Source organism: Borreliella californiensis, assembly GCF_014205885.1.
GTDB lineage: Bacteria > Spirochaetota > Spirochaetia > Borreliales > Borreliaceae > Borreliella > Borreliella californiensis.
Map to the genome: position 1 here is coordinate 38,952 of NZ_JACHFB010000003.1, position 15,494 is coordinate 54,445.

Consider the following 15,494-nt stretch of genomic DNA (forward strand, 5'->3'; position numbering starts at 1 on the left):
AAGGGGATTTAAGGGGGTATCATAGATTTTGTGTTATTATTTTTAAATGTTTATTCTTCCTGTTTTGCAGGAATTAAAATTTTAATAATTTGTAATTGTCGCCTTTGGTCCGTTTGTAATTTGGTGTTGAAGTGGTGGTGCTGGTTTTTATTTTATAAATTTTTCTAAAATTATCAGCACCATTCTTCTTTATTTTATTTTTATACAAAAGATTTGCTTTGTACTAAGTGTATAGCATACTTTGAATTTTTCAGATTACTAATAAAGGAGAACATCGGGTGTAATTCGATGTTCCTTTGAATATATTAATATATTTAAATGTAGACTTGAGATTTTAACTATTAGCTAATAAAATGTTTCCAAAGTAAAATGATCTGATTACCCTACTCAATCTCTTCATTTTGATCATCATCTTCTTCAGGATTGTTTTCAGTATTTTCTTCTATTGCGGGCTTTGATTGTGAATTTTGTTTTTTTTCATTTTCATCTTTTTTTTCTTGTTCTAATTCTTTATGCACATTTCGAAGAATTGAATCTATTAAAATTCCACGTCCAATTGCGCTGCAAGACATAATAAATACTGAAAATGAAATAAATATTATTTTTTTAACCATTTAATCATTCCTTTAACCTAAGCAATTCAAACATAATTATATATCATTAAATTATATTAATCAAATAAATGTAATTTATTTTTAAAGTCTAATTTAATTTTTAGATATATTCTTTTTGAATTACTGATTTTAGATTATTTATGTCTGTTATCACATCTAAAATTTGAGTGAAATTTTTATTCATTTGAAAGACTTGATTGTGTGGTAGCAGGTCTAATTCTATTATTTTTTCACTAATAGTCACTTTGTTGTAATCTATTGAATGGTAATCTTTTTTATTTTTTATTTGAAATCTATAGATAGGATTTAAGTATTTCTCACTTAACCCCTTTTTAATCGTTTCTTTAAGGTCCTGTAAAACATAATTTTTGGGTTTTTTGGTATCGTTTGGGGGATTGAGCATAATGTTAATAATGTTGTCATCATTTTCATTTTTAAGGTTTAAGACAAATAATAAATCTTGATTTTGGAAAAAATTCTCAATATTTTCAATATCTTTGAGATTTTTTAAAGTTGAGTTTTTTGAGTTTTTTGGATTTTTAAAGTCCAACAATGGTTTATTTATTAAGATGCTCAAAGATACCACTTTCCCCTTAGCAGATAAGATTTTATCTTCTGCTTGTTGGAATTCTTTTTCTCTTTTGATGCTAAAATCAAGAGTGAATGTTTGAATTGGATAAGCTTGTTTGTAGTATTTTTGAGTACTTATTGGGACTTGATTTGATTGTCTTATTTCTACTGTTTGAATTGATACCGCAGGGATTATTTTTATTGCAGGTTTTTGTTCTTTGTGTTTTTCCTGTTTTTCAGGAGTTTGTTCTTTATTTATAAATAAATCACAAGACAAGATTAAAATTTCTAGTAGTATTAAAATTACTCTTTTACTCATTTATTTCTCCTTAGCCTTTTTGACTTGTTTATTATATATTAATATTAATAATTAATAAGTTGTTTTAAAGCTTATTTGATTAAAAATATTAAAAATATAAAAAATTGATTTTTGCAAAAAGAAGTTCTCTAATGCAAAAAAGAACTTCTTTGGAGGTAGTTTAAAAGCAGTATTATTTCTTGCTTGAATAAGCTACGCTTTGATTTTGAGTATATAGCTACTTTAAAGTATAGCTCACATTTTAAAATATGAATTTTACTTGTTTTTAAAATTTACAAAGAGGACTCCATCTGAGAGCCTCTTTGAAACATGTGTGGGAAGTGTTTAATTTGATTTTAATAAATAAAATTATTTAATGAATTCTTTTAGATTTGAAGCATTAGTTAATATTTTTAGTGTATTGTAAATGTTTTGGCTTACTTTAATGTAATAATTTTTATTAGAATAAGGGGAATAGATAAGTTTAACTTTATTTAGGCTTTTTTGAAATTTGGCAAAGCTTAGATATTTCCAGCTGTGATTGGTTGATACGTAAAATGAGCTTCCAAATTGTAAATCGCCATATTTATCTTTGTTTAGAATTGCCTTGTTGATGCTTAATAAACTGTGATAATGAAACAAGGGCATTAAATTTATTTCTCTTTTGTGTTTATCTTCGAAATTTAAACAACATCTTATGAAGTTATTTTCATAAAAATAATTAAAATCTTTGTGATTTTTTAATTGAAGCAGGTTTTTTAAACCTTTTTTATCCAAACTGTCTTTGTGGGCTAATATACTAATTGATTTTAGCTTGCCTTTTGTTAGTGTAATTTTATCGTAATGTTCTAAATATTGAGCTTCTGATTTTATTTCAATTGTTGCGTTTGAATCTACAGCGTAATTTCTAATGTAAAACTGTGCACAAAGAATAGGGTTTAAAGGTTTTATATGTTCGCTTTTGTAAATTAGATTGTTTTTAACTGCATTCATATTTATCTCTTGTAATATTAAATTTATTTAAATTATTTTTTAAATATTTAAAGTTGTATACATATAAATATTTAATTATTCCTCAGTCCAAATTTATTTATATAAGATATCATTTTATACGGATTTTATCAATAGTTTGTGAATTATTTAATACTTTTTTTATTTAGAATAAAAAACCAATTAATATTGATTATTTCAAGATTATATTTTAATATAATATAAGTTCTAAAGAAGGAGAATAAACAATGATAAAATTAATGTACGCTATATTTTTAAGCGCAATATTATTTGTTGCTTGCGAAACTACAAGAATTTCAGATGAGATGGAAAATACTAGCGATGAAGATTCAAAAGTTACAGCTCCAATGTCAGACAAAAATATGATGAAGTCAATGCCAGACAAAAGCATGAAACCGATGACAAAGCCAATGAAAAAGTAACAATATTTGCTTTTAAATTAATTTAAATAAGTTAAATACAATACTAGTAACTATTTTAAAAAACTTTTTTAATAAATTTTATTAAAAAAGTTTTTGGATTTTAATCTTCAATAAAAGTTAAGCATTTTTATTTATTATTTATTATTGTTATTTAGAAAAATTAAAATAATATATTAAAATTAAATATAAAAAGGGGAGAGAGGGCTTTAAAACCCCTATCCCTTTTTGAATGCAAAACCAATATTACTGAATTGGGGCAAGAATGTTGGTAGTTGTGTTTATTAAATTCAAAATTATATCGTGAATGTCTGCAAATTGAGCTCTTGAATTTTTTAATCTTAAGGTGGCATTTAATTTTGAAATGTCAGTTTGTAAGGCATGGTTAGTATTGTACTCATTAATAAGGTCATCTGTGTCTTTTAGCCATTTTTCTTTAAGTGTTGTAAGTTTCTCAAAATCGTAGTAGAGTGCTTTCAAATTAGTTTTGTTTAGTTGTTGTAGTTTGTCTTTTACATCTAGTATTTTTGCACTTATTTCTTCCATTGCTAATTGAATGCCAAAACCTCTGTTTATAATGGTTTCTTTAACCAAGTTTCTGTAGTTTGAGTCTTGAGAGAGTTTTGATAAAATTTTTCCAAGATCTACAATTTTTCCTTCGTTGAAGTTTAAAGATGTGTAAAACATTCTTCTTTCACTTACAAATTCATTTTCGTCAAAATGCGCTGTTGAGGTTGCATTGAAAAATATTTTGCTAAATATTTCTGCTTTCATTCCAAATTGGTCATCAGGCTCGCCCTTGTAAGAATCAATTTCGCTTATTTGAATAATATTCTCAGATCTATCTAATATTTTTTGTATTAGCTCTGTGGCTTCTGGATCTACTGTTTGCTTTGGAGCAGTATTATTAGCATTGGGACTGTTTTTTTGCTTTAAGGCTGCTGAATTTGGGTTTTTTTTATTGTTTGCTGCGATTTTTGGCGGATTTTTTAAAGTATTAATGGCAATAAGCAGATTGTCTATTTTTGATTTGCCGTTTTTAGACACCTTTTTATTTTTCAATGAATTATTTTCGTTTTTTGTGATATTTGATTTTTCTTTTTTATGCTTTTTATTTTCATTACTGTCTTTGACCTCTAGAGAGCAAGAAAGCAAAATTAGCACAGTTAATATATGCAATAAAAATATTGCAATTAATTTATTTTTTTTCAAAATGTTACCCTTCAATAAAAATTTTAAGTAATTAATTATTAATTAATAATTTTAATTACCCAATTAATAACTTTAATTCAAAATTGTTATTGTGCAATAAGAATTCAAAAAAAAAGAGAGCGCAAGCTCTCTTTGGGTAAAAGGTTTTATTTTTTAATAATTTTTAATTATTATTCAATTTAAATAATGTATCTAAAGAAATTAATGTTTGCTCGGATTTCAAACAAAGAGAAATCATAGTGTCTTTATATAGTTGCTCGATGTGGTCGTTTAGCTTTTCTGTATTGTATTGTAGCTCCAAGGTAGCATTTGAGCTTTTAATCAATGTTTCTATTGTGCTAAGCCATTCTTTTTTTATTAAGATTAAATCAACAATTAAATTATAAATTTTTTCTAAAGTTTTTTTATTAAAATCTTTTTCTTTTAGCTTGTCCATGTTAATTGCCAAGTCTTCAAGCGCAACTTCAAATCCTTGCTGAATTCGTATGCCCCCTGATATTTTTTTTATTGTATCGTGGGCTTTTGGGTCTTTGTAAAGCTTGTTTACAATCTCTGCTAAATTAAAAATATCAGTGGTGTTGTAGCTTAGTGATGAATAAAATTGTCTTCTCATTTTTTGAGATTCTGCAAGCCCTGAGTTCATTTTTTCTTGAAGCCTTGTGCCATTTTGGGTGTCAATTTTGTAAACATTAAGTAATTCAAACATACTATTTTTTAGTCCAAATTGGCTAGGTATTTCCGTTTGAAGTTTTTCTTTTTTTATTATTGTCATTTCTCTTGCTAAAATCTCAAAGAGCTTGTCAATTAGATCTGCTTCTCCTTTGTTTGAAACTTTTAATTCTTTTGTTGATCGTTGAGGTTCTTGTTTTTTTGTTTCTTTTTTTTCGTCTTTTTGAGGATTTAATTTATCGTATTTTGTTTCTGTAAAGCTTGCTACTTTGGTTTTATTGTCTTTATTGTTTAGATCGCAAGAGAAAAGTGTCATTATCCCTAATGTTATAAATATTGATAATTTCGTTTTATTCAAAATTTAATCCTTTAATAAAAATTTTAAGTAATTTTAATTATTTAAAATTAATACTTAATGATTTAAATTTAGTTCAAATTTAAAATAGAACAATAAAAAAAAAAGAAGAGTCCAGATCTCTTCTTTTGATTAAATAGTTGTAAAATAGTTTATTTTAGTTTTTTAAATAAACTATTTGAGCTCTGTTATGCTAATGTATGTTTCAAGAACAGACTGTCGAGCATTTTGCATGTTATCTAGATACTTGTTTTGAATGTACTCTGCTAAAGATTTAGAATCGCTTAAGTTTGAATTAGAGTTTGCATTAGCAATAAGCCCATCAGCTTGTCTTGACCATTCGTCTCTTTTAGATAAAATTTGATTTAGCTTTGATTTAAGCTCTTTTAGCTTAAAGGTAAAATCAAAGCTGTTAATTTTAGTGTTTAAGTAGTCCTGGTTAAAGAGTTTAATTTTGTTATCTATTTCTTCTAGTGCAAGCTCAAGAGAAATTTGTATTCCAAGTCCTGATATTATTAATTCTCTTATTAAGCTATGATTTTGATTCTCATTGTAAAGAGTTTCCATTATTGATCCAAATTGTTCAGTTTTGTTTTGATCAAAATCCATAAGTGCGTAGAATTTATTTCTTTCATTTTCTGCTTCTGGTGTGTTGGAGTTAAGCTGCGGTGCGTAACTTCTGTCAAAAACTTTAGCACTTGAAATAACATCTAGTAGCTCAAATGCAGAATCTTTCATTTTAAATTGATCATAAGTTTCTCTAAATCCAAAGTTGTTTTGTGTTTTATTTTTTTCTACAGAAACTGTTCTAATAAGTTCATTTTTTAATGTTTGTAATTTACTGCTATTGCCAGAAGATGTTGTTGTTTGTACAGCAAGGCTTGAATTTGTTGGTTGACTAAAGCTGTAACTTAAGGCAAATGTTGGTATACTGCTATTTTTGTTGTTAAAAGTTCTTGTACTCTTGGGCACATTTTTAACCACTTGAATAGGTTTTATTTGTTTTGGCGGTGCAACGGTTGCGGCTGTTGTTGTCACTACCTTTGTTTGAGGTAGGTTTATGTTTGTATTTGTTGGTTTTGGCAGATGTGATAAATCTACTTTAAGCCCGAAGGATTGTAATTGCAGAGTTTGTTCTGCTTCTGTTTGATTTTGCAATCCTTTGGCTGCTGTAGCTTGTGCTGCTGCTTGTTCTTGTTTTTTCAGCTCCGCTGCTACTGTATCAGCTATTGGTATATTTTTTGCAGTATTTGATTTTGTATTAACATCTGCTGTTTCTTGATCATCTGTTGTTCTATTGAGCATTCCTTTTACTTTGCTTTTATAATCTTCATTTAGATTAGCATCAATTGTGCAAGAAAACAAAAACAATCCCAGGAGCTTTAAAGGCATTAATGATTTGATTTTCAAAATAATTCCTCGATTTCTTTTTAATGAATTTTAATAATCAAAATTAATTAAAATTTAAAATTAATTATTAATTATTAAAAACTTAGTTCAAATTATAGAATAATCAATAAATATAAATAAAAAAGATCAAAGTCTTTCACTCTTTTTTATTTTTCTGCTGCTTGATCTTGTTATTTTACATATTACAAATGTATATCAAATTATTTAAAGTATAAATTTAAACTCTTATAAAAATAGAAAAATATCGTTGTGTTTTAGTTTAGATTTATTTAGATTTAGATTATGAGCCTAAAAAAAAAGAGAAGAATTAACTTCTCTTTTAAAATATCAAGTGCAACATATTATTTTTTTCTTAAGATTATTAGGAGATAGGTTTTAAAGAATAATATTCTTTGTAATATTGATTCACGTGTTCTGCTAGCATTTCCACATCATTTTTAATCTTGTTAGTATTGTTGTAAATCTCAAGAGTTTCGTTTAAGGTTTTTTTAAACCTTTCTTTTAGCTGTAGGTTAGATTTTGCTTCCATTAGTAATAATGTGGATTCTTTTTGGTTTAAATTGTTTACTCTATTTTGTATTGATGCCAAATGATTTTCTATTTTGAATTGAATGCTCCATGGTAGAGTAACCAATCTTAAAGCTGTGTTTTGGTGTTTGGGATTATCTCTAAGTGTTTCAAGAATTTCTTTTAATGTCTCTATTTTTTCTTTATTGTAATCTAAAGATGAATAAATTATTCTTTTTGTTTGCATTTGTTGATCTTCAACAATAATGTCGTAGGGACCAACTTTAAAAGTTTCTAGGAAATCAACTTCATTAGCAATTTTAGCTATTTGTGTACTTTCTTCATTTTTTTGGTTTTCCAGATTCTTGCCCATTGCTTTTAATTCTGAGATTGTAGTTTCAAAATTTTGATAGGAAGACTTTGGATTTCTAGGGTCATCTTCAAAATTTTGGGTATTTTCTTCTAGATTGTTGGGTTTTTTTGTATTAATGTTGTTTTTTGATATAGTGTTTTCATTGGCTTTGGAGGCAATTGGATTAGCAGTGCATGAGATGCAAATTAAAGTTAATATCATTGCAATGGTATTAAGCTTAATTAAATTTAGTTTAGATATTGTCAAAATACTCTCCTTATAAATTAGAATTATTATTAATTAATTCTAGTACAAAATAATAATATAACTATATTTCAATAATTGTAAAATAACAACATTATTAATTAATAATTAAAGATTAAATTTATTGTTGTATTTTGTTTGGATTTATTTAGATTTATTTAGATTTAGATTATGAGCCTAAAAAAAAAGAGAAGAATTAACTTCTCTTTTAAAATATCAAGTGCAACATATTATTTTTTTCTTAAGATTATTAGGAGATAGGTTTTAAAGAATTAGAGTTTTCGTAATATTTATTCACGTGTTCTGCTAGCATTTTCACATCATTTTTAATCTTGTTAGTATTGTTATTGTAAGCTTCAATAGTTTCGTTTAAGGTTTTTTTAAACCTTTCTTTTAGCTGTAGGTTATATTTTACTTCCATTAGTAATAATGTGGATTTTTCTTGGTTTAAATTGTTTATTTTATTTTGTATTGATGCTAAATGATTTTCTATTTTGAATTGAAGATTTTCTATTTTGAATTGAATGCTCCATGGTAGAGTAACCAATCTTACAGCTGTGTTTTGGTGTTCGGGATTTTCTCTAAGTGTTTCAAGAATTTTTTTTAATGTCTCTATATTTTCTTTTTTATAATCTAAAGATGAATAAATCATTCTTTTTGTTTGCATTCGTTGATTTTTATCAATACACTCGCGGGAACTAACTTTAAAAGTGTCTAGGAAATCAAGTTCTTCATTAGCAATTTTAGCTATTTGTGTACTTTCTTCATTTTTTTGATCTTCCAGACTCTTGCTCATTGTTTTTAATTCTGAGATTGTAGTTTCAAAATTTTGGGTATTTTCTTCTAGATTGGTGTTGTTTTTTGATATAGTGTTTTCATTTGCTTTGGAGGCAATTGGATTAGCAGTGCACGAGATGCAAATTAAAGTTAATATCATTGTAATGATATTAAGCTTAATTAAATTTAGTTTAGATATTGTCAAAATACTCTCCTTATAAATTAGAATTATTATTAATTAATTCTAGTACAAAATAATAATATAACTATATTTCAATAATTGTAAAATAACAACATTATTATTTAATAATTAAAGATTAAATTTATTGTTGTGTTTTAGTTTGGATTTATTTAGATTTAGATTGTGAGCGTAAAAAAAAAGAGAAGAATTAACTTCTCTTTTAAAATATCAAGTGCAACATATTATTTTTTTTCTTAACGATTATTAAGAGATAGCTTTTAAAGCATTAAAGTCTTTGTAATATTGATGAAAATGTTCTGCTAGTATTTTCACATCATTTTGAATGTTGCTAGTATTTTTATTGTAAGCTTCAATAGTTTCGTTTAAGTTTTTTTTAAACCTTTCTTTTAGCTGTAAGCTAGATTCTGTTTGTACTAGCAATGCTTTTAAATCTTCTTTTGAATCTTCTTTGCTTTGAGTGTCTAGTTTTTCATTTATTAATTTTAAGTGACTTTCTAGTTGTTGTTGAATGCCCAGAGCTGTGCGATAAAGGAAGTTTGCAGCAATTTTAGAGTCGATTTTGATATTACATATAAGTATTTCAAGAATTTCTTTTAATGTCTCTATATTTTCTTTTTTATAATCTAAAGATGAATAAAGGATTCTTTTTAAAAGTATTTTTTCATCTTCGTTAGCTAGTGCAGAATTAGCACCAATATAAGGATCTAAGAGACTGGATTCTTCTTTAGTCATTGTATCAATTTGTGTACTTTCTTTATTGTTTTGATCTTTTAGCTTCTTTCCCATTTCTTTTAATTTTGAGTCTATAGTTTCCATAAATTTTTGATCAGAAGGGCTAAAGTCTTCAGATTCGTCTTTAAAAAAATTTTGAATATTTTCCCCCGGATTGGTGGTGTTTTTTAAATTAGCAACTTTGTTTAGCTTAGCGGTTTTTTTAAGCTTAGTGTTTTCAGTTGCTTTGGGATCTATTTTGTTAAAAGGTGCACATGAGATGCAAATTAAAGTTAATATCATTGTAATAATATTAAGTTTGGTTATGTTTAGTTTAGCTTTTGTCAAAATACTCTCCTTATAAATTAGAACTATTATTAATTAATTCTAATATAAAATAATAATAATAACTATATTTCAATAATTGTCAAATAACAACATTATTATTTAAGAATTAAAGATTAAATTTATTGTTGTGTTTTAGTTTAGATTTATTTAGATTTATTTGTATTTAGATTGTGAGCCTAAAAAAAAAGAGAAGAATTAACTTCTCTTTTTCAAAAAAATATCAAGTGCAACATCTATTGTTGCTTATATTATTTTTTTAATTCATTAAATTAGCTTAGTTTTTGTCAAAATAATCCCCTTATACATATTTATAAGTTAAAATTAATGTTATTGATTTTAATACAAAATAATATAGTCGTATTACAGATCCGCCGAATAACAATATTATTATTTAATATTAAAAAATTAAATTTCTATTTTACGTTTTTAATTTTTTAAAGGTTTTTCAATATTTTTAATCCCCCTTTAATTCACACCAATACATACACCACTAATTAGTAGTGTATGTGGTCACAACAGGTTTTTAGCATCGTTTCAATATTGTATAAAATTTGCATACTTTCATGTGGATTGAAGTTATATTCGTATCCAAGCCTTATTATTTCTCCTAGAATGTTTCCATCAGCTTTGGCTCCCCCCGTATTGTTGTCATATTCCCAAATAATGTTATCTATGGTTTTTATCCAAGAATTTCTCTCTTGTATTAGTTTTTCAAAATTTTCTTGAATCTCTTTTACTGTTTTTGTTCTAAAGTTGAACATTAGGTGTCTTTGCTCGTCTTTGGTTAAAATCTTAACAGTTTTTTCGAATGATTCTTGGATTTTAAATCCTGTCCAAAAAATTGAGTTAATAAGTCTATAATGGTATCCAGATGAGCTTGATGTTTGTGCAAGTATTTTTGCTATTTTTTTGATTTTATTTTCATCATAATTTAAAGATGAGTAAAATAATTTTCTAAATCGACTGTCTTTTAACATAAAATCAATATACGTCTCTTTGTTTTCTGGGAATGTGGTTTTGTTTATTCCAAATTGATCAATAGGTTCGATTTTTGGAATATCTGAGTTTATTTTTTGAGTAAATATCTCTATATTTGGCCCTATTTTGTTAATTAATTTTTCATTCTCATCAAATTCTTGTGCAATTTTTTTAATTATCGTTTCTTTTTCATCTTTTAGGTGCTGGCTTTGTTGTAAATTTTGGATATCGATCTTTTTAAGATTTTCTGCTTTCTCATCAGTGCCAAAGCTTTTAACTCCAATGGGGGGTGGTTGCAATTCACCTGTTGCTTCTGTGTTGTTTGATTTAGAATAAAAAGAACATGAGACCAGTAAAGTTATTTGAAACAGTTTTAATATTTTCCAAATTGTGTTTTTTTTCAAAACGTAATCCTTAAAAAAAATTATCATTAGTTTTATTTGGCAAGCTCAATATTTTTGATTTCTAATATAAATGTATTTCAATTTTTTTAATTTTCAATGTTTGTTTTATTTATTTTAAATAAAATTTAATAAGTAAAACGTTTAAAATATTCTTAAAAGAAGCCTAAAATGTTTCCGTTTGGTTTTTAAATTTGTTAGCAATTGTAATTAAATTGATGTTATACTTTCTATGTTTTTTGAATTTTAAAGATATTTATCAATAGTCTTGTTTTTGCTGATGATTGCATTATATTTTTCATGTGTTATTTTATAATAAATAATAAATCTAAATATTATAAAATAACACCATTCTCCCCATTTTAATCTAAATTCTAGGTGTTAATCTTTGTTAAAAGTCTTTTGCTTTTAAAGCCATTCTTAATTAAAAAAGTTAATTATATGTTTTTATACAAATATATATTGATTCTAATTTAGTTATGTTTTAAAATATTAAAAATAAATGTTTAAATAAGGAGAATTAACAATGGCTAAAATATTTAGCAATTTAATAATTAACGGATTATTGTTTGGATTTGTAAATTTAAATGTGTTTGCAGATTCTAACAATGTAAATATTTTCAATCCCCAACCCAATGTTTTAGAACAACCAGATCAAAAGGATGACAAAAGCTTGGATCAAAAAGATGACAAAAGCTTGGATCAAAAGGATGGCAAAAAATTAGATCAAAAAGATCAGGTTAATCAAGCTCTAGATACTATTAGCAAGGTAAGCGAAGATGTTTCTAGTAAATTAGAGGGAGTTAGAGAGTCATCTCTTGAGTTGGTAGAATCAAATGATGCAGCGGTAGTTAAAAAGTTTGTAGGGTCAATGTCTTTAATCTCAGATGTTGCCAAGGGAGTTGTTGTAGCATCACAAGAAGCAACTATTGTGGCAAAGTGTTCAGGAATAGTTGCTGAGGATGCAAACAAGGTTGTTGAAATGTCTAAAAAGGCCGTTCAAGAAACTCAAAAGGCTGTTTCTGTTGCCGGTGAAGCAACATTTTTAATAGAGAAACAAATAATGTCAAATAAATCTCCAAATAATAAGGATTTAGAATTGACAAAAGAAGAATTTGCCAAAGTAGAGCAAGTTAAAGAAACTTTAATGGCTTCTGAAAGGGCTTTAGATGAAACAGTTCAAGAGGCTCAAAAAGTTCTCAATATGGTTAATGGTTTAAATCCAGCAAATAAGGATCAAGCAGTAGCAAAAAAAGATGTTGCAAAGGCTATTTCTAATGTTGTTAAGGTAGTTCAAGGTGCAAGAGATCTTACAAAAGTAATGACCATTTCTTTATATATGAGATAGTTAGATTATACAAATTTTATAAATAATTAGGGGTTAGAGCAAAAAGGTTTGAAGCTAATTATATAGTTTCTGCCTTTTTTTTATTTTTTTGCTAAGTCAATATTAAGCCCTCCTTATTAAGACCGTTTATGATATAATATTTATATTCTAAATATTCGCTTGAATAATTACATTCTTAAAAAGTTAATAAATTTGCTTTAAACAAGGAGATCAATTTTTGAATAAAGAATATAAAATTTTGGATAATGGGTTTTTAAAGCTTATTGATTTTATGGGAGATGATAAGAGAATAGTTAAGGCAGCAAGGATTTCTTATCGAGGAGAGAGCGTTAAAAGAAAAGATGAGGAACTTATTGATTATTTAATAAGAAATGGGCACACAAGCCCATTGGAGCAGGTAGTTTTTACATTTCATGTGAAAGCCCCAATATTTATTGCAAGGCAATGGATGAGGCATAGAACCGCAAGGATTAATGAAGTTTCTGGATGCTACAGCTTGGCAAGAGAGGAATTTTATGTTCCTTTAGAAGAAGATTTAAAGTGCCAAATTTTTGGTGGTAATAAATCCAAAAGAGAATTTAAGTCTTTGGAAAAAAGTTTATCAGATAAAATAAAACATCATCAAAAACATTCTTATGAGCTTTATCAAGATATGATCAATTCTAATATTCCAAAAGAACTCTCAAGAATAGTTTTGCCCTTAAGTTTATATACTGAATGGTATTGGCAAATTGATTTAAATAATCTTTTTCATTTTATTAAATTGAGATTGGCCTTAGACAGTCCAAAAGAAATTAAAGAGAATTCACCAAAAGAAATGCGAGAATATGCTAAAGCATTGATAAGTATAGTAAAAGAAATTGTACCTATGTCCTTTAACAGTTTTGAAAATCATTTTTTAAGGGGAAAGAGATTTTCTGGTGAAGAGATAGCAGTAATTATTAATGCTTTGGATTTAAATAAGCTTAGTATGAATTCTGAAAAATTGGAGTTATTGAAAGATAAACTAGGAATTGATTGATTTTAAAGCGTTTATTTCTTTTAGAAAGACAAGATAAATTAAGTTTATTAGTATACTAATAAACTCTTATTATAATAAGAGTTTATTAGTATACTAATAAACTTAATTTATCTTGTCTTTCTAAAAGAAATAAACGCTTTAAAATCAATCAATTCCTAGTTTATCTTTCAATAACTCCAATTTTTCAGAATTCATACTAAGCTTATTTAAATCCAAAGCATTAATAATTACTGCTATCTCTTCACCAGAAAATCTCTTTCCCCTTAAAAAATGATTTTCAAAACTGTTAAAGGACATAGGTACAATTTCTTTTACTATACTTATCAATGCTTTAGCATATTCTCGCATTTCTTTTGGTGAATTCTCTTTAATTTCTTTTGGACTGTCTAAGGCCAATCTCAATTTAATAAAATGAAAAAGATTATTTAAATCAATTTGCCAATACCATTCAGTATATAAACTTAAGGGCAAAACTATTCTTGAGAGTTCTTTTGGAATATTAGAATTGATCATATCTTGATAAAGCTCATAAGAATGTTTTTGATGATGTTTTATTTTATCTGATAAACTTTTTTCCAAAGACTTAAATTCTCTTTTGGATTTATTACCACCAAAAATTTGGCACTTTAAATCTTCTTCTAAAGGAACATAAAATTCCTCTCTTGCCAAGCTGTAGCATCCAGAAACTTCATTAATCCTTGCGGTTCTATGCCTCATCCATTGCCTTGCAATAAATATTGGGGCTTTCACATGAAATGTAAAAACTACCTGCTCCAATGGGCTTGTGTGCCCATTTCTTATTAAATAATCAATAAGTTCCTCATCTTTTCTTTTAACGCTCTCTCCTCGATAAGAAATCCTTGCTGCCTTAACTATTCTCTTATCATCTCCCATAAAATCAATAAGCTTTAAAAACCCATTATCCAAAATTTTATATTCTTTATTCAAAAATTGATCTCCTTGTTTAAAGCAAATTTATTAACTTTTTAAGAATGTAATTATTCAAGCGAATATTTAGAATATAAATATTATATCATAAACGGTCTTAATAAGGAGGGCTTAATATTGACTTAGCAAAAAAATAAAAAAAAGGCAGAAACTATATAATTAGCTTCAAACCTTTTTGCTCTAACCCCTAATTATTTATAAAATTTGTATAATCTAACTATCTCATATATAAAGAAATGGTCATTACTTTTGTAAGATCTCTTGCACCTTGAACTACCTTAACAACATTAGAAATAGCCTTTGCAACATCTTTTTTTGCTACTGCTTGATCCTTATTTGCTGGATTTAAACCATTAACCATATTGAGAACTTTTTGAGCCTCTTGAACTGTTTCATCTAAAGCCCTTTCAGAAGCCATTAAAGTTTCTTTAACTTGCTCTACTTTGGCAAATTCTTCTTTTGTCAATTCTAAATCCTTATTATTTGGAGATTTATTTGACATTATTTGTTTCTCTATTAAAAATGTTGCTTCACCGGCAACAGAAACAGCCTTTTGAGTTTCTTGAACGGCCTTTTTAGACATTTCAACAACCTTGTTTGCATCCTCAGCAACTATTCCTGAACACTTTGCCACAATAGTTGCTTCTTGTGATGCTACAACAACTCCCTTGGCAACATCTGAGATTAAAGACATTGACCCTACAAACTTTTTAACTACCGCTGCATCATTTGATTCTACCAACTCAAGAGATGACTCTCTAACTCCCTCTAATTTACTAGAAACATCTTCGCTTACCTTGCTAATAGTATCTAGAGCTTGATTAACCTGATCTTTTTGATCTAATTTTTTGCCATCCTTTTGATCCAAGCTTTTGTCATCTTTTTGATCCAAGCTTTTGTCATCCTTTTGATCTGGTTGTTCTAAAACATTGGGTTGGGGATTGAAAATATTTACATTGTTAGAATCTGCAAACACATTTAAATTTACAAATCCAAACAATAATCCGTTAATTATTAAATTGCTAAATATTTTAGCCATTGTTAATTCTCCTTATTTAAACATTTATTTTTAATATTTT

The 15,494-nt window shown here is 26.7% G+C and carries 15 protein-coding genes; 3 read left to right on the forward strand and 12 right to left on the reverse strand.

Annotation, left to right across the window (positions count from 1 at the left end; genetic code table 11):
- Positions 1-383: 383 nt before the first annotated feature.
- From HNP67_RS04610 to HNP67_RS04600, 3 genes are all read right to left on the reverse strand, one after another.
- Positions 384-614, reverse strand: coding sequence for a hypothetical protein (locus HNP67_RS04610; protein WP_184125362.1), 231 nt, complete (start codon positions 612-614; stop codon positions 384-386).
- 100 nt (positions 615-714) lie between these two features.
- A complete protein-coding gene (locus HNP67_RS04605; RefSeq protein WP_184125364.1) occupies positions 715-1,503 on the reverse strand; it encodes a hypothetical protein in 789 nt (262 codons plus the stop codon).
- A gap of 348 nt (positions 1,504-1,851) precedes the next feature.
- A complete protein-coding gene (locus HNP67_RS04600; RefSeq protein ID WP_184125366.1) occupies positions 1,852-2,475 on the reverse strand; it encodes a hypothetical protein in 624 nt (207 codons plus the stop codon).
- Between the two features lie 245 nt (positions 2,476-2,720).
- Between HNP67_RS04600 and HNP67_RS04595 the strand changes: the two genes are divergently transcribed.
- A complete protein-coding gene (locus tag HNP67_RS04595; RefSeq protein WP_184125368.1) occupies positions 2,721-2,915 on the forward strand; it encodes an Lp6.6 family lipoprotein in 195 nt (64 codons plus the stop codon).
- Between the two features lie 243 nt (positions 2,916-3,158).
- Here HNP67_RS04595 and HNP67_RS04590 read toward each other — a convergent pair whose 3' ends face one another.
- The 7 genes from HNP67_RS04590 to HNP67_RS04560 form a co-directional block, all read right to left on the reverse strand.
- On the reverse strand, positions 3,159-4,124 hold the full coding sequence (locus tag HNP67_RS04590; protein ID WP_184125370.1) for a complement regulator-acquiring protein: 966 nt from the start codon (positions 4,122-4,124) through the stop codon (positions 3,159-3,161).
- Between the two features lie 163 nt (positions 4,125-4,287).
- Positions 4,288-5,151, reverse strand: a complete 864-nt coding sequence (locus HNP67_RS04585; RefSeq protein WP_184125372.1) for a complement regulator-acquiring protein — start codon at positions 5,149-5,151, stop codon at positions 4,288-4,290.
- Between the two features lie 171 nt (positions 5,152-5,322).
- A complete protein-coding gene (locus HNP67_RS04580; RefSeq protein WP_184125374.1) occupies positions 5,323-6,558 on the reverse strand; it encodes a complement regulator-acquiring protein in 1,236 nt (411 codons plus the stop codon).
- Positions 6,559-6,919: 361 nt separating this feature from the next.
- Complete coding sequence (locus tag HNP67_RS04575) at positions 6,920-7,684, reverse strand: complement regulator-acquiring protein (RefSeq protein WP_184125376.1); 765 nt, start codon at positions 7,682-7,684, stop codon at positions 6,920-6,922.
- A 247-nt stretch (positions 7,685-7,931) separates the two neighbouring features.
- Positions 7,932-8,663 (reverse strand): complement regulator-acquiring protein, encoded by a 732-nt coding sequence (locus HNP67_RS04570; RefSeq protein ID WP_184125378.1) that lies wholly within the window; start codon positions 8,661-8,663, stop codon positions 7,932-7,934.
- A gap of 240 nt (positions 8,664-8,903) precedes the next feature.
- A complete protein-coding gene (locus HNP67_RS04565) occupies positions 8,904-9,719 on the reverse strand; it encodes a complement regulator-acquiring protein (RefSeq protein WP_184125380.1) in 816 nt (271 codons plus the stop codon).
- 494 nt (positions 9,720-10,213) lie between these two features.
- Positions 10,214-11,101 (reverse strand): complement regulator-acquiring protein, encoded by an 888-nt coding sequence (locus tag HNP67_RS04560; RefSeq protein ID WP_184125382.1) that lies wholly within the window; start codon positions 11,099-11,101, stop codon positions 10,214-10,216.
- A 523-nt stretch (positions 11,102-11,624) separates the two neighbouring features.
- Here HNP67_RS04560 and HNP67_RS04555 point away from each other — a divergent pair.
- Complete coding sequence (locus HNP67_RS04555) at positions 11,625-12,446, forward strand: OMS28 family porin (RefSeq protein ID WP_184125384.1); 822 nt, start codon at positions 11,625-11,627, stop codon at positions 12,444-12,446.
- 217 nt (positions 12,447-12,663) lie between these two features.
- Positions 12,664-13,467: an FAD-dependent thymidylate synthase gene (gene thyX / locus HNP67_RS04550; RefSeq protein ID WP_184125386.1), complete on the forward strand. Its 804-nt coding sequence runs from the start codon at positions 12,664-12,666 to the stop codon at positions 13,465-13,467.
- A gap of 144 nt (positions 13,468-13,611) precedes the next feature.
- Here thyX (HNP67_RS04550) and thyX (HNP67_RS04545) read toward each other — a convergent pair whose 3' ends face one another.
- Together thyX (HNP67_RS04545) and HNP67_RS04540 are read right to left on the reverse strand one after the other, a co-directional pair.
- Positions 13,612-14,415 (reverse strand): FAD-dependent thymidylate synthase, encoded by an 804-nt coding sequence (gene thyX / locus HNP67_RS04545; protein WP_184125386.1) that lies wholly within the window; start codon positions 14,413-14,415, stop codon positions 13,612-13,614.
- Positions 14,416-14,632: 217 nt separating this feature from the next.
- On the reverse strand, positions 14,633-15,454 hold the full coding sequence (locus HNP67_RS04540) for an OMS28 family porin (protein WP_184125384.1): 822 nt from the start codon (positions 15,452-15,454) through the stop codon (positions 14,633-14,635).
- Between the last annotated feature and the right edge of the window lie 40 nt (positions 15,455-15,494).

What these genes read in the sequence shown, in the direction of transcription:
- HNP67_RS04610 (WP_184125362.1), bottom strand. Translation starts at nt 614, where the DNA reads ATGGTTAAAAAAATAATATTTATTTCATTTTCAGTATTTATTATGTCT.
- HNP67_RS04605 (WP_184125364.1), bottom strand. Translation starts at nt 1,503, where the DNA reads ATGAGTAAAAGAGTAATTTTAATACTACTAGAAATTTTAATCTTGTCT.
- HNP67_RS04600 (WP_184125366.1), bottom strand. Translation starts at nt 2,475, where the DNA reads ATGAATGCAGTTAAAAACAATCTAATTTACAAAAGCGAACATATAAAA.
- HNP67_RS04595 (WP_184125368.1), top strand. Translation starts at nt 2,721, where the DNA reads ATGATAAAATTAATGTACGCTATATTTTTAAGCGCAATATTATTTGTT.
- HNP67_RS04555 (WP_184125384.1), top strand. Translation starts at nt 11,625, where the DNA reads ATGGCTAAAATATTTAGCAATTTAATAATTAACGGATTATTGTTTGGA.
- HNP67_RS04540 (WP_184125384.1), bottom strand. Translation starts at nt 15,454, where the DNA reads ATGGCTAAAATATTTAGCAATTTAATAATTAACGGATTATTGTTTGGA.